The organism is Pontibacter roseus DSM 17521 (assembly GCF_000373265.1).
GTDB lineage: Bacteria > Bacteroidota > Bacteroidia > Cytophagales > Hymenobacteraceae > Pontibacter > Pontibacter roseus.
In genome coordinates, this window is sequence record NZ_KB890766.1 from 141058 (window position 1) to 159924 (window position 18867).

Annotated in this window: 18 protein-coding genes and 2 tRNA genes; 10 read left to right on the forward strand and 10 right to left on the reverse strand. The window is 54.4% G+C overall.

Features of this window, described 5'->3' with window-relative positions; translation table 11 throughout:
• Nucleotides 1–149 precede the first annotated feature (149 nt).
• Nucleotides 150–1706 carry a glycerol-3-phosphate dehydrogenase/oxidase gene (locus B051_RS0114905; RefSeq protein WP_026236429.1) on the forward strand — a complete coding sequence of 519 codons (1557 nt, stop codon included), beginning with the start codon at nucleotides 150–152 and terminating at the stop codon, nucleotides 1704–1706.
• 29 nt (nucleotides 1707–1735) lie between these two features.
• On the opposite strand, the gene B051_RS0114910 is transcribed toward B051_RS0114905, so the two are convergent.
• A complete protein-coding gene (locus tag B051_RS0114910; protein ID WP_018479017.1) occupies nucleotides 1736–1978 on the reverse strand; it encodes a hypothetical protein in 243 nt (80 codons plus the stop codon).
• Between the two features lie 298 nt (nucleotides 1979–2276).
• Here B051_RS0114910 and glgX point away from each other — a divergent pair, with 298 nt between their 5' ends.
• Nucleotides 2277–4418 carry a glycogen debranching protein GlgX gene (glgX, locus tag B051_RS0114920; RefSeq protein WP_018479019.1) on the forward strand — a complete coding sequence of 714 codons (2142 nt, stop codon included), beginning with the start codon at nucleotides 2277–2279 and terminating at the stop codon, nucleotides 4416–4418.
• A gap of 75 nt (nucleotides 4419–4493) precedes the next feature.
• Nucleotides 4494–4784, forward strand: a complete 291-nt coding sequence (locus tag B051_RS0114925; protein WP_033316957.1) for a GNAT family N-acetyltransferase — start codon at nucleotides 4494–4496, stop codon at nucleotides 4782–4784.
• Between the two features lie 90 nt (nucleotides 4785–4874).
• Here B051_RS0114925 and B051_RS0114930 read toward each other — a convergent pair whose 3' ends face one another.
• The 5 genes from B051_RS0114930 to B051_RS0114950 form a co-directional block, all read right to left on the reverse strand.
• On the reverse strand, nucleotides 4875–5156 hold the full coding sequence (locus B051_RS0114930; protein WP_018479021.1) for a hypothetical protein: 282 nt from the start codon (nucleotides 5154–5156) through the stop codon (nucleotides 4875–4877).
• A 190-nt stretch (nucleotides 5157–5346) separates the two neighbouring features.
• Nucleotides 5347–5886 carry a YceI family protein gene (locus B051_RS0114935; RefSeq protein WP_018479022.1) on the reverse strand — a complete coding sequence of 180 codons (540 nt, stop codon included), beginning with the start codon at nucleotides 5884–5886 and terminating at the stop codon, nucleotides 5347–5349.
• A 65-nt stretch (nucleotides 5887–5951) separates the two neighbouring features.
• Complete coding sequence (locus B051_RS22030; protein WP_018479023.1) at nucleotides 5952–6413, reverse strand: META domain-containing protein; 462 nt, start codon at nucleotides 6411–6413, stop codon at nucleotides 5952–5954.
• A 138-nt stretch (nucleotides 6414–6551) separates the two neighbouring features.
• The gene (locus tag B051_RS0114945; protein ID WP_018479024.1) at nucleotides 6552–7475 is read right to left on the reverse strand and encodes a hypothetical protein; all 924 of its coding nucleotides are present in this window, start codon (nucleotides 7473–7475) and stop codon (nucleotides 6552–6554) included.
• Between the two features lie 126 nt (nucleotides 7476–7601).
• Nucleotides 7602–8288, reverse strand: a complete 687-nt coding sequence (locus B051_RS0114950; RefSeq protein WP_018479025.1) for a VOC family protein — start codon at nucleotides 8286–8288, stop codon at nucleotides 7602–7604.
• Between the two features lie 190 nt (nucleotides 8289–8478).
• Between B051_RS0114950 and B051_RS0114955 the strand changes: the two genes are divergently transcribed.
• From B051_RS0114955 to B051_RS0114965, 3 genes are all read left to right on the forward strand, one after another.
• The gene (locus B051_RS0114955) at nucleotides 8479–10128 is read left to right on the forward strand and encodes a catalase (RefSeq protein ID WP_018479026.1); all 1650 of its coding nucleotides are present in this window, start codon (nucleotides 8479–8481) and stop codon (nucleotides 10126–10128) included.
• A 475-nt stretch (nucleotides 10129–10603) separates the two neighbouring features.
• Entirely contained in the window at nucleotides 10604–12016 is a 1413-nt protein-coding gene (gene rlmD, locus B051_RS0114960; protein ID WP_018479027.1) for a 23S rRNA (uracil(1939)-C(5))-methyltransferase RlmD, read from the forward strand.
• 6 nt (nucleotides 12017–12022) lie between these two features.
• On the forward strand, nucleotides 12023–12394 hold the full coding sequence (locus tag B051_RS0114965; protein WP_018479028.1) for a hypothetical protein: 372 nt from the start codon (nucleotides 12023–12025) through the stop codon (nucleotides 12392–12394).
• 130 nt (nucleotides 12395–12524) lie between these two features.
• Here the strand turns inward: B051_RS0114965 and thiL are convergent, their stop codons facing one another.
• Nucleotides 12525–13550 (reverse strand): thiamine-phosphate kinase, encoded by a 1026-nt coding sequence (thiL, locus tag B051_RS0114970; RefSeq protein ID WP_018479029.1) that lies wholly within the window; start codon nucleotides 13548–13550, stop codon nucleotides 12525–12527.
• A 156-nt stretch (nucleotides 13551–13706) separates the two neighbouring features.
• On the opposite strand from thiL, the gene B051_RS0114975 reads away from it, so the two are divergent.
• Nucleotides 13707–14516 (forward strand): SDR family oxidoreductase, encoded by an 810-nt coding sequence (locus tag B051_RS0114975; protein ID WP_026236431.1) that lies wholly within the window; start codon nucleotides 13707–13709, stop codon nucleotides 14514–14516.
• 125 nt (nucleotides 14517–14641) lie between these two features.
• Here B051_RS0114975 and B051_RS0114980 read toward each other — a convergent pair whose 3' ends face one another.
• Nucleotides 14642–15328, reverse strand: coding sequence for an SH3 domain-containing protein (locus B051_RS0114980; protein WP_245539639.1), 687 nt, complete (start codon nucleotides 15326–15328; stop codon nucleotides 14642–14644).
• A gap of 121 nt (nucleotides 15329–15449) precedes the next feature.
• Here B051_RS0114980 and B051_RS0114985 point away from each other — a divergent pair.
• From B051_RS0114985 to B051_RS0114995, 3 genes are all read left to right on the forward strand, one after another.
• Nucleotides 15450–15522: transfer RNA gene (locus B051_RS0114985), tRNA-Lys, on the forward strand.
• Between the two features lie 112 nt (nucleotides 15523–15634).
• Complete coding sequence (locus B051_RS0114990; RefSeq protein ID WP_018479032.1) at nucleotides 15635–16249, forward strand: DUF4403 family protein; 615 nt, start codon at nucleotides 15635–15637, stop codon at nucleotides 16247–16249.
• A gap of 223 nt (nucleotides 16250–16472) precedes the next feature.
• Nucleotides 16473–16545 (forward strand) — tRNA-Lys (locus tag B051_RS0114995).
• 219 nt (nucleotides 16546–16764) lie between these two features.
• On the opposite strand, the gene B051_RS0115000 is transcribed toward B051_RS0114995, so the two are convergent.
• Complete coding sequence (locus B051_RS0115000; protein ID WP_018479033.1) at nucleotides 16765–17115, reverse strand: hypothetical protein; 351 nt, start codon at nucleotides 17113–17115, stop codon at nucleotides 16765–16767.
• A gap of 359 nt (nucleotides 17116–17474) precedes the next feature.
• Nucleotides 17475–18836, reverse strand: coding sequence for a hypothetical protein (locus B051_RS0115010; protein ID WP_018479035.1), 1362 nt, complete (start codon nucleotides 18834–18836; stop codon nucleotides 17475–17477).
• Nucleotides 18837–18867: the final 31 nt, after the last annotated feature.

The following is an 18867-nucleotide window of genomic DNA, read 5'->3' on the forward strand; positions in this document are numbered from 1 at the left end:
CAAATCCAAATATTCTGTGAAATATTTTAGAAAATTAATATTGAAAGCGTGCTTACATTCCGGGGAGATACCGTTTAAAGCCAAAAGCAGCAGACCCATCGCGCGACAGGCGTACTGCTTCCAGACAGAGAAATTCAGGCACCATCCGCATGCTTAACCGCCCACTTGCCCTTCAACAACTCAATACCTGCCCTCGCTGGGACATCTTGGTGATAGGTGGTGGGGCCACTGGTTTGGGCATTGCCGTGGATGCGGCCACACGTGGGTACAAGGTGTTGCTGCTGGAGCAGGCCGACTTCGCCAAGGGGACATCGAGCCGCAGCACCAAGCTCATACACGGTGGGGTGCGCTACCTGGCGCAGGGGAAGGTACGGCTGGTACTGGAGGCCCTGAAAGAACGTGGCCGGCTGCTCCAAAACGCGCCGCACCTGGTCCGGAAACAGGCTTTCGTCATCCCGCACTATACCTGGTGGGAAGGCATTTTCTATACCACCGGGCTGAAGCTTTACGACCTGCTGGCCGGCCGCCTGAGCCTGGGAACGAGCAAATGGCTGAGCAGGGAAGAGACTCTGAGGGCTATCCCAACGGTGAAACCGGGTGGTTTGAAAAGTGGGACGATTTACCAGGACGCCCAGTTTGACGATGCCCGCCTGGCCATCAACCTGGCGCAGACAGCGGTTGGGCGTGGTGCCACCGTGCTGAATTACTTGCGTGTCACCAGGTTGCTGCACGAGGAGGGTGGGAAGGTGGCAGGGGTGGAGGCGGTGGACCAGGAAGACGGGCAGGTATACCAACTTTATTCCAAAGTAGTCATCAACGCGACCGGGGTGTTCGTGGACGACATCCTGCACATGGACAGGCCCGCTGCCAGCCCGCTTGTGCGCCCCAGCCAGGGTGTGCACCTGGTGCTGGATGCTTCCTTTCTGCCTGGTGCCAATGCCCTGCTTATTCCGAAGACGGACGACGGGCGGGTGCTGTTTGCCGTTCCCTGGGAAGGCAAGGTGGTGGTGGGCACCACCGACACCCTGCGCGAGAAGATAGAACTGGAGCCACAGGCGCTGGAGGAGGAGGTGCGTTTCATATTGGAGACGGCAGGCCGGTACCTGTCGCGCCCTTCCACCCGTGCCGACGTGCTCTCGGTGTTTGCGGGGCTGCGGCCTCTGGCCGCGCAGGAAGGCAACCAACAGTCCACGAAGGAAATCTCCCGCAACTACAAAATCATGGTATCGGATTCAGGGCTCATCACCGTCACGGGCGGCAAGTGGACCATCTATAGGCTGATGGCTGAGGGCACCGTGGATATGGCAGCACGGGTGGGCCGGCTGCCTGCTGTACCTTGTAAGACAGTCAGTCTCCGCATCCATGGCAGTTCGGCCATTACGGCGGGGCGTCTGGGAATATACGGCTCAGACGCAGCCGCCATTCAACAGCTTTTGGAGCAGCAACCCGAGCTGGCTACCAGGCTCCACCCGGATTATACCTATACCCTGGCTGAAGTGGTGTGGGCAGTCCGGCAGGAAATGGCCCGTACCGTAGAGGATGTACTGGCCAGGCGGGTGCGGCTGCTTTTCCTGGATGCGCAGGCCGCGGTGGCCGCTGCCCCGGCGGTGGCCGAACTGTTGGCCAGGGAATTGGGCAAGAGCGTTTATTGGCAGGAACAGCAGGTGACAGCATTCACAGACCTGGCGGCGCAATACCGGATCTAAAACCCTGTGGCTATACCTGACTCACCCGCCTAAAAGTCGGATGCTGCTGCTTTCCTGAAGGAGGAATGCCTGGCCAGCTCCGCGTATACCTGCTCCGCCTCTTTCTTCTCGAGAATCTTCTGGGAACTGCCGAAGTCCAGCACCAGCTTGGCTGTCTGGGCAGCGGTCTCTGGTTTATAGGTCAGGAAGCAGAGTTTGTTCAAATCCATAGCCAATACGGCACGCGCGTCGCCGCTCCCGATTTCTATGCTGATGAAGTTAGTGGCTTCCATGGTATACCTGCGTTGGTGTAGGGAGATTTTCCTCCTATAGTATACGCGGCTCCGTTCGTTCCGAAACCTTCGTGCTCGTATTAGACTGACCCGCCTGCGCATGCGATAGCATAAAAGCGCAGGTCCAGGCTTTTCAAGCTGGTTCGGGCGATAGGTATGGGAAGTGCACTAGCGTCTTTCACTATAGGTTATGCGCGGTATAGGGTATTTTGAAGTGCTTTTTTGACTCTTTGAAGGTATAATCCGTACATGCAACAACAAAAAAATAAGTTTCCATAAGCTTTTCACCTATAGTCATATGAACATTACTGTATACCCTGGCAGCCCTTACCCACTGGGCGCTACCTGGGATGGAGAGGGGGTGAACTTCGCCCTTTACGCTGACAACGCGACCGGAGTAGAGCTCTGCCTGTTCAACACCACCGAAGACGAGACGGAAGCCGTCAAGATAAAGATATCGGAGCGCACCCACCAGGTATGGCACGTATACCTGCCCGAGATAAAGCCGGGCCAACTGTACGGCTACCGCGTCTATGGGCCCTTTGAACCGGAGAACGGTCACCGCTTCAACCCGAACAAACTGCTCATAGACCCCTATGCCAAGGCTATCTCTGGCACCATCAACTGGCACGATTCCCTGTTCGCTTACAAAGTGGGAGACCCGAAAGAGGACCTGAGCTTCAGCGAACTCGACAGTGCCCCTTTCATACCATGCAGCGTGGTAGTGGACCCGACCTTCGACTGGCAAGGCGATAAGCCACCGAAGGTTCCTTACCACAAGTCCATCATCTATGAGGCGCATGTCAAGGGCCTTACCAAGCTGCACCCCGATATTCCGGAGGAGATTAGAGGAACTTACGCTGCCATTGGGCACCCGGTCACCATCAACTACCTCAAAGAGCTCGGCATCACGGCCATCGAGCTGATGCCGGTGCACCACTTCATCACAGACCGCCACCTGACCGAAAAGGGACTCACCAACTACTGGGGCTACAACTCCATCGGCTTCTTTGCGCCGGATGTGCGCTACTCCAGCAGCGGCACGCTAGGTGAGCAGGTGGTCGAGTTCAAGAACATGGTCAAGGAACTGCACAAGGCAGGTATAGAGGTGATTCTGGATGTGGTGTACAACCACACCGGCGAGGGCAACCAGATGGGCCCCACGCTGTCGTTCCGGGGCGTGGACAACTCCTCTTACTACCGGCTGGTGGAAGACGACAAGCGCTTCTACATGGACTATACCGGCACGGGCAACACCCTCAACGCCATGATGCCGCCGGTGCTGCGCCTCATCATGGACAGCCTGCGCTACTGGATTCTGGAGATGCACGTCGATGGCTTCCGCTTTGACCTGGCCGCCACCCTGGCGCGTGAGCTGCACGAGGTGGACCGCCTCGGTTCCTTCTTCGACATCATCCACCAGGACCCGGTCATCTCGCAGGTCAAGCTCATCGCCGAGCCTTGGGACATTGGCGAAGGCGGCTACCTGGTGGGCAAGTTCCCGCCGGGCTGGGCCGAATGGAACGGCAAGTACCGCGACTGCATCCGGGACTACTGGCGCGGCGAGGGAGGCACCTTGGGTGAGTTCGCCGAGCGCTTCACGGGCAGCTCCGATTTGTACCGCGACGACTTTCGACGCCCGACCGCCAGCATCAACTTTGTGACAGCGCATGACGGTTTTACGCTGAACGACCTGGTGTCGTACAACGAGAAGCACAACGAGGCCAACGGCGAAGACAACAACGACGGCGAGAGCCACAACCGCTCCTGGAACTGCGGGGCGGAAGGCCCCACGAAAGACAACAAGGTGAACGAGTTGCGGCAGCGCCAGAAACGCAATTTCCTGGCCACGCTCTTCTTGTCGCAGGGGGTGCCGATGCTGGTGGCCGGGGATGAACTGAGCCGCACCCAGCAGGGCAACAACAACGCCTACTGCCAGGACAATGAGATATCTTGGCTCAACTGGCTGACCGCTGACAAAGAACTGCTGGAGTTCACCCGCAAGGTCATCAGCCTGCGCAAAAACCACCCGGTGTTCTGCCGCCGCCGCTGGTTCCAGGGGCAGCCCATCAAAGGGGTAGGCGTGGAGGACATCGCCTGGTTCCAGGCCGACGGGTCGGAGATGGATGAGGAGCAATGGAACCAGGACCATGCCAAGTCGCTCGGCGTGTTCCTGAACGGCAGGGGCCTGCACTCGGTGGGCCCAAAAGGCGAGCAGATAATAGACGACAGCTTCTACATCATCTTCAACGCACACCACGAGGCGCTGGATTTCACCGTTCCTGCCGCGCGGTATGGCACGCATTGGACCCGGATACTGGATACCTGTTGCTACGACATCAGTGATAAGAAAGAGGGCATAGAGGCCGGTAAAACCATACAGGTAGAGGGGCGCTCTATCATCATGCTGCATCACCCCACTTCAAAATTAGTGGAGTAGATTTCAGGTATGGGAGGCAACGCAGAAGAGTCGCCTCCCATACCTGTTTTATATCCAACCCAAAAAATGATTATTATGGAAATCAACATCACACACGATAAGAAATACCAGCAATTCACCGCTTCCTTAGGCAATGACGAAGAGGCGAAACTGGCCTATGCCACGCCTGAGCCGGATGTGCTGAACTTCACCCATACCTTCGTGCCGGAGTCGGCGCGGGGCAAAGGCATTGCCAATAAACTGATAGAAGAGGGCCTGTGCTATGCCGAGCAGAACGGCCTGCAGGTGGTGGCCACATGTCCGGTGGTGCAAAAGTTCATACAAAAAAACCCGGACTACCACCGGCTCCTGAAAAGCGACAGCTAAGGCAGGACCCCGTTTCAGGTATAGGTATAGGAATTAGGTAATGGTAATAGTGTATGCGGCAATAGGGAAGTGAAGGGTGCCTGTAGGGTATCAGGACTTATGGAGGGCGATGTAGGTGAGCGCGGAAAGGATGAGCGGGTGTTTCTCCTTCATTTTCTCCAGCAGTTGCTCCATCACCAGGTAATCGCTCACGCTGGTGCTGATTTCATCGCACAGCAGCAGGTACTTATACCTGATGACCCCAATGTAGCATTTGTCATCGTTGTTGAGCAGGTAATTACAGATGTTGAGGTATAGCTCCTGAGCCTCCTTTGCCCTGAGCTCCACTTGCAAGGTGTCTTTGATTGCTTTCTTGGCACTTTTCTTCTGCATAGTAGTAAGAGGCGTTAGTTCTACAGATACAACTGTTGTAATACGACGACAGCCGATAGGGTTTGTCTATATACCCATAAAAAATGACGAAGGGTCAGTTACCGGCTTCTCCAGCATTGATTCATTAGCAGCAGGAAGCAAGCCGCGCCTGTTGATGCCTGGCGCTGGGCTCTGTCCCAGAGAAGCAAATTTAGCCTTCCTGCCTCACCAGCTGTATTTCGCAGTGTATCCTTATTTCGTCGCTTACCACCACGCTTCCTGCCTCGGTCACGGCATCCCATGTGAGGCCGAACTCCTTACGATTCACTTTGCCGTCCACGCTGAAGCCGGCTTTCGTCTGACCGTAGGGGTCAACCACTGTGCCGTGGTATTCTACATCTAAAGTGATGGGCTTGGTGGTGCCGCGTATGGTAAGGTCACCTGTCAGTTTCTCAAATCCTGCGCTCATCTCCTCGTAGTTTCTGCCTTCAAACCGGAGCTGCTCGTGGCTGGCGGCGTCAAAAAAGTCAGGTGACTTCAGGTGCGTGTCGCGCTGTTCGTTGTTGGTGCTGATGGAGTCGATGTCGGCCGTGAACACGATGCTCTTGGTTTTGTGGAAGTCGTCTCCTTCCGTTTCCACCTCCAGGTTGAACTTGCTGAAGTAGCCTGTGACGGTCGTAATCATCAGGTGGCGCACCTTAAACTGGATTTCGCTGTGTGTGGGGTCTATCACCCATTTGGTTGTCGCCATAGCGTTTCGTTTTTTTAGGTATAAGAGATTATATTACTGTACACATTGGTATTGGGTTGCCCTGGTTAGCGCCCGTCCAACCGGTCAGGGTCATTGCCCGCCTGGAAAGTAGCAACCGCCTCTTTGTTGTTGAAAAGGGTGAGCACGTCTCCTGCAATCCGGAAAGAGTCCACATGCTCGAGTATGGCTATCAGAAAATTCTCCTGTTCGATATCGGGACACATCATACGGGTGGTGGCGAGGTTAGTCAGGCGCAGCGAGCTGTTGTTGAGCTCGTAGCGGCCAGTCAGTCGGTTGCAGCCGCCATAGCCCTTCACCTCATCACTCGCCTCCTCAAAGCGGATGTAGGCCGTGCTGGTACTCGGCACGTCTGGCACATCCTGTCCTTTGAGTGAAACCAGCATCCAATAAGAGCCCTGTATGCCGGACACCCCTTCTGAGAACTGCCTGTTCTTCTCCGTGACGGTGCAGGAGCAGAGGGCAATCAGGAACATAGAAAGGAAGGTATAGCGTAGCAACTGTTTCATAAAGTCAATCTTGTAGTTGTTGTGTATAACCGGCAGGCGCTGGCTATTCCCCCTGCTTACGCAGTGGTGCACAATAAGGTATGGGTAGGGGAAAAAGGAGCGGGAGACGCCCGTGTGGTTACGCCTCCCGCTGTCTTTTTATTTTTGGTACCCGCGTACGCTTGGTCCATAGTTGGTTATGGGAGAGCTGGCGGAGTAGTCAGGTCCGGAGCTTTGGCCATAGCCTCTGGGGCTGCGGCTCGGGTAGTCATCGCTGGTGCGGTCGAACGTGCCCTCGTCCCGGTCCTGGCCATGGTCGGCTAGGTAAGCTCTGTTGGAGCTGTAGCTGCCGGTGGCGTAGTTGTCGTCGCGGCCCTGGCGGTCACGGTTGCGGTGGTCGTAATTGGTGCCGTAGCGGTTGCCGTAGTCATTGTCGCTGCTGCTGCTCGAATGCTCGCCGCGGTCGTAGTAGCGGTCATCCAGGCTTTCGGGGTTGTCTACGCTGCGTCTGCCGTCCTGCTGGCCGTGGGCATAGTTGTAACGCTCATCCTGTCCATACTGGTCGAACCTTCTGCCATGGCCGGTCTGCTGGTAGCTGTTGTCCTGACGGGAGTAGCGACGGTTGCTGTGGTCCACATCACTCTCGCTGCGCCAGCCTGTGCCACGGGTTTTCTCATAGCCTCCCTGGCGCTGGTAGTTCATGTAGGGGTTGGGGTCGCCGTAGCGGTAGTGGTCGCTGCTCTGGGACCGGCTGCCCGAGCCATAGTTGTAGTTGTCTCTGTCGCTGTTGCCGCCCCATTCGTTCTGGTGCATCTGGCCTTGGGTATGGCGGTTGTCCTGGTCGTAGTTGCTGCGCCAGCTGCTGGCTCCGTAGCCGCCCCCGGGCCCTGATGCTGAGTCACCGTAGTTGCGCCCCTGGCTTCTCACGTCGCGGTACTCATGTTGCTGGTCAGGCATACCGTAATAGTTGCCACGGCTCTCGTAGCGCGTCAGGTAATTGGACAGGTCATGGTCAGGGTTCTGGTTGCCACGCGAGTGCTGATTCTGGTAGCCGCTGTCGTAGTTTCTTTCGTTATGTCTCATAGTTTCTTTGGTTTAGGTTCTGAAATAAGATATGCTTATAAACGGCCCCAAGCCGGCAGTGTTTGCTTGAGCCTGCAAAATGGCCCCTGGTGCTGACAGGGCGCCTGTTCTGCTATACCTGCTCCCTCAAGATGCTGCGGTGGAGCCAGTTGGCAGGATGTGGTAGGGCCCGAGATGCAGCGGAATGGCTCCGGCGGCCTCAATTTGCACGCGCGCCGGAAGCGGCAGAGCCGGATTCTGGGTGGGGAACCAGGGGCGCTGCTCCTTCGAAACCACGAACATGCCCGTTTCATCCCCTACTGCCTCAAACAGGGGGGAGGCTGATTTCCAGCGCGTCAGGTGGAGGCCGCCCTTGAGTTGCTGCGCGAAGAGCGGCACGTCAGTCGCGGTCATACCCACTTCTGCAATGCCCCTTAGCTGCTCCGGCCCGAAGGGAGTATCCGCTGGCGCGGCGGACCGGTGCGCGATGAACTCCAGAATATTGAATTCGGCATCGTAAAAATACAGGGCTTGGGCATCCCACAGCTCGTGGTGCACGATGGGAGAAGTGGCGCCAGGCGCATACAGAAAAGCCACCCGCTGGTGCAGCCACGCCCTCGCCTCCTCGATTTTGTCGCCAGGTATGCTGAAAGCGAAGTGGTAGGGACCGTCCAAGCCTGCACTCGCCTTCCGGAAGGTGATGGTGCTATGCCCTGCCTGCACCGCGAACTGCTGGTCATCCTCAGACAACAGGGGCAACCCAAGCACCTCAGTATAAAACCTTTGCTGCTTTTGCAGCTGGGTACTCAGAATCTCTAGCGAAAGTATTTTCATAAGGCTACTTATAAGACTTTGTCAATACGCATGATACGTAGGCAGCGGCGGGCGTATCGTCGGGAGGAACATTCGGGCAATTAGTTGGTTAGCTTTAGGTATAGCCTGGGTGTCAGGAGAAGCAACTAACAACCCCTTTGGTATTAGCATCGTTAAATAATATCTGAAAATCTATCAAAAGCAGCAGGCCATGAAAAAAAACGGAAGCACGAAAGGCAACGGACAAGACAAGTCTAAATACGCCAAAGCACAGAAATCCAGAAACGCCAGCCAAGGCAACACCCTTACTACCCGGCAGGGGCATCCTGTCACCGATAACCAGAACATCAGAACGGTAGGCAGCCGTGGGCCAGCCACCATGGAGAACTACCACTTCATTGAAAAGATATCGCATTTCGACCGAGAGCGTGTGCCGGAGCGCGTGGTGCACGCCAGAGGCGCGGGCGCACATGGCGTGTTTGTGTCCTATGGCATGGTGGGCAACGACCCGATTGAGAAGTTTACGCGTGCCAAAGTGTTTCAGAAAGGCAAGGAGACACCCACTTTCGTGCGTTTCTCCACGGTGGGCCACGGCACGCACTCTCCGGAGACTCTTCGTGACCCGCGTGGCTTCGCTGTGAAGTTCTACACCGAAGAAGGGAACTGGGACCTGGTGGGCAATAACCTGAAGATTTTCTTCATTCGGGATGCCATGAAGTTTCCGGACCTGATACACTCGCAGAAGCCCGACCCGGTGACCAATATCCAGAGCGCCGAGCGCATTTTCGACTTCTTCTCAGGCACTCCTGAGGCAACGCACATGGTGACCTTCCTGTACTCGCCTTGGGGTATACCGGCCAACTACCGCCAGATGCAGGGCTCTGGTGTGAACACCTACAAATGGGTGAATGCCGATGGGGAGGCCGTGCTGGTGAAGTACCATTGGGAACCGTTGCAGGGTATCCGTAACCTGACCCAGAAAGAGGCGCAGGAGGTACAAGGTAAGAACTTCAACCACGCCACTCAAGACTTATATGAGGCCATTGAGCGTGGCGATTTTCCGGAGTGGGAGCTGAACGTGCAGATACTCAGTGATGATGACCACCCGGAACTCGACTTCGACCCGCTGGACGATACCAAGCTTTGGCCAAAGGACCAGATTCCGTGGCACCCGGTAGGGAAGATGACCTTGAACCGTAACCCCGTGGACTATTTCAACGAGGTGGAGCTGTCGGCTTTCGGTACGGGTGTGCTGGTGGACGGGCTTGATTTCTCGGATGACAAGATGCTCCAGGGTCGTACGTTCTCCTACTCCGACACGCAGCGTTACCGCGTAGGCGCCAACTACCTGCAACTGCCTATTAACGCACCGAAAGTGCACGTGGCCACCAACCAGCGCGGCGGTCAGATGGCCTTTGACACCGACTTTGCAGAAGGGCAGAACATCCACGTGAACTACGAGCCATCTATACTGGGAGGTCTGAGCGAAGCGCCGAAACCTACCAAGGAATACACACCACGCTACGAGGCCAACCTGGTACGGCAGCCGATTGAGCGAGCCAACCCGTTCAAGCAGGCCGGTGAGACGTTCCGCAACTTTGAGGACTGGGAGCGAGAAGAGCTGATTAACAACCTGGGCAATGACCTGGCCAAGTGCGACCCGCGTATTCAGGAGAAAATGCTGGAGCATTTCACTCAGGCTGACGAAGACTATGGTAGGCTTGTACGCGAGCGCATACATCAGGTCACGCAGGAGATTCAGAAGATGGCCAAAGGTATGGATGGCCCTATGGGCAATGTGACCGGCGAGGAAGGCGTGGAAGACGCGCAAAGCAGGTCACACGAAGCCAGACCTTATTGATGATTTGATTTTTTTTAGATATAGAAAGCCGCTCCCGCCAAGGGAGCGGCTTTTTTCTTGCTTCTGCCAGAGACCCTACCCCCTGAACATCCAGCGAGGGGGAATTCTTGTCTCTGCTGTCATTCCGACGAAAGGAGGAATCTCATACCTTCCGGGCAGCACATCCAGCGCCAGCGCAGATGCGGCTTAGGAAGGAAACAGAGGAAAGCGCCAGATTCAGACCGACTCTCATGTATCACTATCGGTTCCCGCTGCGCTCACACCGGCGGTTGCCATGGTAAAAGTTTCCTCCTTTCGTCGGAATGACAGATAATAAGAAATAACTGCTAGTTTGAGAGGTCCTCCTTCGAAGGGGGCAGGGGGATGTCAATCGTTCCCAGAATCACTTCTTGGGAGAGGAAGGCTGGGTTAATCTCCAGGTATAGAAGTGGCCACTTTCCCACATCTCCCGATTTTTAGCTAATTTTGCAGCATCGTGAGAAAGACTAAGAAGAAGATTCAATTCGAGATACTCGAAAACGTAAGGATAGAGGAGATGGTGGCGGAGGGCAAATGCCTGGCGCGCCACGACAACATGGTGGTATTCGTGGGCGGCGTGGCTCCTGGCGACGTCGTGGACCTGCGTATCACCCGCAAAAAGAAAAGCTTTATGGAGGCGGAGGCCGTTCGGTTCCATGCCTACTCCGAGCTGCGGGTGCAGCCTTTCTGTGAGCATTTCGGGACATGCGGCGGTTGCAAGTGGCAGCACATTGGTTACGACACACAGCTGTACTACAAGCAGAAACAGGTGCAGGACAACCTGGAGCGCATCGGCAAGGTGGCTCTTCCGGCCTTTGAGCCGATTCTGGGTTCTGCCAAAGATAAGTTTTACCGCAACAAATTAGAGTTCACCTTCTCCAACTACGGCTGGCTCACCAACGAGCAGGTGAAGTCAGGGGAGGAGCATGAACGACGGGCGCTGGGCTTCCACATGCCGGGCCGCTTCGACAAGATACTTGACATCCAGAACTGCTACCTGCAACCGGAGCCATCCAACAGCATCCGGCTGGCGGTGCGGGACTATGCCAGGGCAAACAACCTGGTGTTCTTTGACAAGCTCCGCATGACCGGCTGGCTGCGCAACCTCATCGTCCGGACCGCGAATACGGGCGAACTGATGGTGGTTGTGCAGGTATACCACGAAGACCAGGAGGCCCTCACCGGTTTACTGGAGCACCTGGCGGCTCAGTTCCCGGATATCACCTCGCTGCAGTACGTGGTGAACGGCAAAGGCAACGAGACTTTCCACGACCTGGAGGTGGTGTGCTACAAAGGATTGCCGTACATACACGAGGAGATGGAAGGCATCCGCTTCCGCGTGGGGCCGAAGTCCTTTTACCAGACTAACGCTGACCAAGCCTACGAGCTTTACAAACTGACCCGCGAATTTGCAGGCTTGACAGGAAACGAGCTCGTGTACGACCTGTATACCGGTGCCGGCACCATCGCCAACTTTGTGGCGCATCAGTGCCGCGAGGTAATCGGAATCGAGTATGTGCCGAGCGCCATTGAAGATGCCAAGATCAACTCGCAGATAAACGGCATCACCAATACTACCTTCTACGCTGGCGACATGAAGGACATTCTGTCAGATGAACTGATTGCCCGCCACGGGCGGCCGGATGTGGTCATCACTGACCCGCCACGCGCCGGTATGGATGAGAAGGTGGTGGCCAAGCTGCTGCAGGTGCACCCAAACCGCATCGTGTACGTGAGCTGCAACCCGGCCACGCAGGCCCGTGATTTGGAGCTGCTATCTGAGAAGTACGATGTTACCCGTGTGCGCCCTGTAGACATGTTCCCGCAGACGCACCATGTCGAAAATATTGTTCTGTTAACGGCTAAATAGAAGCACATGCAAAACGACCCGGAATTGAACGGCAAATACCTCGGCACCATCTCCAAAGACTTTGTGGTGGTAGCTGAGACGCTGCGCGAGGCATCGTACCAGGTGCGCAAGCGCGACATTTCCAAGTATCCAATTTTTGTTTTCTCCCGCACCGAAGTTCCGGTGGGGTCGCTGTTCCTGGCCAAGGAAGAACTGGCGCTGGAATGGCATATTTATGCCTCGTACATGGAAGACTTCATCAAACACCGCCTGGTGGATGAGGAGAAGGTAGAGGACTTCAAAGCGGCCTACAAAGACCCGGATGAGTTCTGTTGCCTCTTCGTGGTAGATGGCGAGAGCTTCACCAACTTCGTATTTATCCCCTACCCAGAGGACTGAATTTTTTGATAAAAAACTATCTGACAAAGGACAAAAGCCTAGAAACCAATTTGATTTAAACGAAAAGAGAAGCTGGCATGGCTTCTCTTTTCGTTTTCAAGGTATGATTCCTTTGTCTTTAACAGAGAAATTAAAAATGCTTCCAGCCCTGGGCCTGCAGCGGGAATGATTGCCCGTGTTTGTTAGCCAAGTTGATGCCCTCGCTCTTGTCGGTTATTTTTCCGATGATGCTGATATCCGGGTGGTTCTTCACTTTGTCGTAGTCCGATAGGGGCACGGTGAACAGCAACTCGTAATCTTCGCCGCCGTTGAGGATGCAGGTGATGGGGTCCAGATTGAACTCCATAGCCGTCTCCAGCATCTGCTCGTCGGCGGGCAGGTTGTCTTTGTAGATGGTGGCCCCCACACCTGACTGGGCACAGATGTGGAACAGTTCCGAAGCCAGTCCGTCTGACACGTCAATCATGGCGGTAGGCTTGATGCCGCGCTCCTTCATGTCGTGTATCACGTCCATACGTGCCTCGGGGCGCAGCTGGCGGCCGATGATGTATTGCTTGTCCTCCAGGTCCGGCTGCATCTCCGGGTCAGCCATAAACGCCTGCTTCTCGCGCTCCAGAATCTGAAGCCCCAGGTATGCCGCGCCCAAATCACCTGTCACGCAAATCAGGTCATTCTCTTTAGCCCCGTTGCGTAGCACGGCCTCTCCCTTGGCTACTTCCCCGATGGCCGTGATGCTGATGACCAGCCCGGTGCGGGAAGAGGTCGTGTCGCCGCCTACCAGGTCCACGTTGTAGTTCTCGCAGGCGAGGCGTATACCTTCATACAGTTCCTCCACGGCCTCCACAGTATACTTCGCGCCCAGGGCGATGTTCACCGTGATTTGCGTGGGCTTGGCGAACATGGCCGCGATGTCAGACACGTTCACGGCCACGGCCTTGTAGCCCAGGTGCTTCAGCGGACAGAAGGTCAGGTCGAAGTGCACGCCCTCCAGCAGCATGTCGCTGGACACCACAATCTGTTTTTCGCCGGGCTCCAGGACGGCCGCATCATCGCCAATGCCTTTGATGGTGGACTCCTGGCGCAGCTCCACTTTATCTTTGATGAGCTTAATCAGGCCAAACTCGCCCAGTTCGCTCAAAGGGGTATAGTTGCTCATGTTGTTTCTGCTTTATGGCTGCAAAGGTACGCAAATTATGAGGTATAGGAATAGTACGGCGGCGCAGCGCATTCATGTCCGACTTTTAATGCAGAAAGTGTAGTTTTGCAACGGCCGCTTCAAACAAAAGCGGGTCGCGATACGGACATGACACAGATGAAGAACAAAGTAGTGCTCATCACAGGCGGCACATCAGGTATAGGCAAGGCGCTGGCTTTCTCGTTCGGCAGAGCAGGGGCGAAAGTGGCTTTCTCGGGTCGTAACCAGCAGAACCTGGATCAGACGGCACAAGAACTGGCAGCGGCAGGTATAGACAACCTGGCTATCAACGCCGACGTGAGCGTAGAGGCGCATTGCGAGCGTATGGTAGCTGAGACGGTAGCCAGGTATGGCAGGCTGGATGTGCTCATCAACAATGCTGGTATCTCTATGCGCGCCTTGTTCCAGGACCTGGATTTGGATGTGCTGCGCAAGGTGATGGACGTTAACTTCTGGGGCACGGTGTACAGCACCAAGTTCGCGTTGCCACACATCCAAGCCACCAAAGGGTCTATCATCGGTATCTCCTCCATCGCCGGTTACCGCGGACTGCCGGCCCGCACTGGCTACTCGGCTTCCAAGTTCGCCATGCACGGTTTTCTGGAGACACTGCGCACGGAACTGCTGCACTCCGGTGTGCATGTGCTCATCGCCTGCCCGGGCTTCACGGCCTCCAACATACGTAACACGGCGTTAGCCGCCGACGGTCAACAGCAAGGGGAGACCCCGCGCGATGAGCAGAAGATGATGAGCGCCGAGGAAGTAGCCGACCGCATCCTGCAAGCCACTATCAAACGCAAACGCGACCTGGTGATGACGACGCAGGGGAAGATGGCCGTTTGGGTGAACAAACTTTTCCCAAGTTTAGCCGATAAGCTGGTCTACAACGTGATGGCGAAGGAAAAAGACTCACCCTTGAAGAAGTAGATTTGAGTAGCATGACACAAGCAAAAAAGGAAAGCCGTTAAGCTTTCCTTTTTTGTTGCTCGCTATACCTGCAAAATCACGCGAAGTGACTCGTGTTACACAATACGCATGTCGTGACAGGTCGCCTACGGCAGTTCCAGCAGGTTGTGCTTGCGCACATAGGCCGTTTGGCCTTTCCACTTTATTTCGTACCAGATGTCTTGTTGGCCGGTGATGGGCACTTTGTGGCCCTGTGTGGCCGTGGCCAGCCAGGTGGCGCCCGCCGAAGGGGCCGACATGATGGCTACCTGGTCGTTGCGGATGATGCCTTCGTCACCCAAGTCAAGGAAGTTGATGTAGTACAGGATGAAGAACAGGTATAGCACGAATCCTACTTTGAAGGTATTGGAGAATCTGTGCCCCTTTCGCCAACTCACAAACATAACTGTGACCGTGACCACCGCGGCCAGCAGCAACAGCTCCAATATGCGCATGTAGTATTTGCTGAACTGTGTTTTGAAGAACTGCAGGTCGTTGTACTCATACCCGCTCAGCCGATGCGCCTGGCCTAGCTCTTCCATTTTCTTCAGGACAGAGCGGCTGGGTTGTTTCTTGTAGAACAGGTGCAGGTAGTACATGGCACCGGTATAGTCGCGGAGGCCCTCCTTGATGTAGGCCATCTTGAGCAGCATCTGGGGGGTGTATACCTGCTGGTGTTGCAGCAGCGAATCGTAGAGCGTAAAGGCCTCCACGTACTCCTGGCTGTCGAAAAGGGAATCTGCTCTGGAAAGGCTTTTAGTATCTGTCTGACTGTAAACCGGTTCAGTGTTCAAGGCCAAAAAAAGAAGCAAAAAACCAGATATTTTGAAACAAAGATTTTGCATTTAAACAGATTGCTATTACTTTTGCATCGCAATTGAGGGTAACGCCCTTGTGTTTGCAAGTTAGTAAAAAGATTCTGTAGCTCAGCTGGTAGAGCAATACACTTTTAATGTATGGGTCCTGGGTTCGAATCCCAGCGGGATCACTTCTAAANNCCTNGAACATACGTTCGAGGCTTTTTTTGTTTCCACTCATGGCAAAGCAAACCCTTTGGGCGGTTTCTGCTGTATATGGCCATGCTTACCTAACGTCGCTCTATGGAAAACTTCGTCAAGATTCAGGTGCCGGTCTCCATCTCCTATCCTGTGCTGGAAAACATCCTCAAAAAGGAACTGGTGGGGGAGTACATTCCCAAACCCACTGAAGGTATGGAGCCGGCACCCTACGCCCAGATTCTGGATGTAGGGCTTGCGGGGAGCAGTACGGGTGCCGGCGATATTTTTATGAAGGTCAGGATACGCATCCTGCGCACTCTCCTGAAACGAGACAACGTGGACCTGTATGTGCTGGCGACGCTCGGTTATGACAACGCAGCGCAAGAGGTATACGTCCAGCAGTTCCGGATGGAGTCGCAGACATCGAGCCGCTTTTTCAATTCTGCCTTGGAGGTGCTGGTGAACAAAGTGGCTTACAGCCAAATCATCCAGAAGGCCAGAGTCAACCTGGGGCAGCTTGTGGCGGGGGAGCTGAAAAAGGCAAACGGCTCTCTTGAGAACGGGCTGGAGCTGAAAGGCCTGAAGCTTACCGGAATGGTAGAGGAGGTGCGTGTGCAGGATATCACACCCAGACCCAACAGAATGTTCCTGAACCTCGAAGTGCAGGCAAAAGTGGAAGTGGACGTGTTTGATTTGAGCGAGCTGCTCCCCGCATAGCTATACCTGCCCGAGGGAGCTGTACCTTATTTTCTGACATTTTATTCAGGTGATTTGTGCTAATCTATACCTGTTGCTAATATGCTGTTGCTCAGAAAATTCAAACCAAAATCGGTTCGCAGCGTTTTACACAGGAACCACTAATCGTGGTTTAAAGGGAGCGAGAGTTTGCGCACGTCGGAAAAACTCCTAATTTTGCACTCCCAACACGGGGAAATTTACTGATTCTGTAGCTCAGCTGGTAGAGCAATACACTTTTAATGTATGGGTCCTGGGTTCGAATCCCAGCGGGATCACAAAAACAACAGAGCCGCCTGCATCACTGATGCAGGCGGCTCTGTTGTTTTATCATGTATACCTTCCTAATCCCTATATCTGTAAGTAGACGAATATTCACGCTGTCGGCAAAGAAAGTATGGCATGCAGAACATTGGGCTTATCACTTTTCAATCAAGGCTAATACTGCTCTCAGTCGACGCTTGTAGTAAAAGGGCCAAGCTAGCCGGTTTGCATCACTATAGGTTATTGGATGCGGCGCTCCGTTTCTTAGATTCGTACTGCTGGACTAGCAGTAGGAGGCGCATGGTGTGGTAAACCACTATATTGTCATTATCAAGTGCCACTTCTTCGGACTCCTGCTCTTGTGGAGCAATCCTGTTTCGAAGTGCCTTCAGGCAGACGATGTAGCTATCAATCTGGCTGCAGATGAATTTGTAATATTCGGGGTTCTCAAACGCCTGGTCCAAGAAAACCACCTTCTGGCTTTCCGACTCCTTAATTTCCCTATCTACTTCTAAGCTTACTTGCTGTCTTGAAAGCCCTTGCTCCTGTATCCTGTCAAAAAACTTATCTATGTTAAACTGCATGATATCCTCCCCTCAGTCCGTATAAATACACAGCTGATTTTGTATAAATACTAACTTGTACGAATTTTCCTGCCTAAGCGGCACGTTAGAAGATGATTTTCTTAATTTAATCATAATCAGGAGGTTTACTAGGTATACCTGGACGAGTAGCTGTTCGTGAACCTTGTCACTGAGCTGCATAGGTGCAAATGCCAAAATATGGGCAGACAACCGAAGCAGATTTTTCTAAGAGAGCAACCGTGTTCAGCACATTCATTTGTGCCCTGTCTGACTATAAGTATCAAATAGGATTGGTGGCCCATACGTCTTAAACACAAATCCCCGGCTGTAGACGCAACCGGGGATTTGTGTTTGAGTTCTTATGCCTCTGTCTTGTACAGCGTCTCGAAGAGCTTGTATTTGTACTGCTTGTACTCCCTGAGCACAGCTACCATAGCGAAGAGCGTCATGGCAATCACCACGGGGTACACCAGGTACAGTAGCGGGTGAAGCAAGGGCAGGAAGAGCAGCCCTAACAGGAAAATGGAGATGAAGCTATACAGGTAGGAGGTCTTGGCGCTGAAGCTCAGGATGCCGCCCTTCACCATCTTCGGGCTCGTGAAAGAGGAGATGATGCCGATGGGCGTCAGCACGAGTACGGCAGCGCTGTACATGAGCAGAATGAAAGTAGCCTGCTCGTGGTTGAACAGCGCCACATACAGCAGCACGATGGCGGCATCCAGCAGCAGGGGCATGCGGAGCGGCATGAGGCTCGCTTTTAGAAACTCCTTGTAATCCCCGGTCGCGCGCTCCGTCGTCAGCCAGAGGCTCTTGTAAAAGCCCCACACGTTGTTGAACACATAGGTATAGATGACCAACGGACCCACAAACAGCCACAGCGACATGTTCTTGTCCAGCATGTGTATGCCTTTGGCCATGTACACGGTGGCGTCTATACCGAGCATGAGCACTTTGAAACCGAGGCCGAACAGCAGCAGTTGTTTTCCCATTTTGTGGTTCTTGAAGAGGCGCCAGCCTAGGCTGCGGCGGGCATCACTGCTGTAGTTGACCGTGCGGCGCTTCGGCTCATGGGCCGCCTGCTCCAGAAAGTAATTGGAGGTGAGGAAGGAACCAAGCGAGGCCAGGTGCACCACCAGCATCAGAAAGGTATAGCTTGGCTCAAACATGGGCGCACGCGCCTGCAGCGCTATAAAGGCACCCGCCATCACCACTGCTCCCACGAACATGCTGCTGCGCCAGTTGATTTTGCGCTCAATGAACAGCTGCAGCGTGCGCCGGGTAACGTGTGCGGTCAGGAACACTAGAAAGCTTTGCACCAGGTGCAGGAAGGTATAGTCAGGCGACATCAGGAACAGCAGCACCAGGAAGTTGAGCAGCACGAAATAGAACGGCGACACCAACTCCACCACCAGTTCCGTCCAGAAGCGCTTGAGCGGCTTGACAGGGTATATGCGGTTGATGAAATCTGCCTTGGGTATGTAGGCGGGGAAGAAGCCCCGCAATATGGTCAGAGCGAGCAACAGCAGGTTGGTATAGCCGAGCATCTTCTCTATGCCGAATTCAAAGCTGCCTTCCTGCGACTGCTGCAGCAGGAAAGTGAACAGCCAGGCGTAAAATCCTGAAAGCACGATGCCCAGCATCAGCAGCAGTACGCGCTGTACCTTTTTCTGCCTGAAATAACTGTTGAGCCTCGCCTTGCACGAGTATAAAATCAAATCCATTTAAATGAGTTAAGAGTTATGAGTTGAGAGT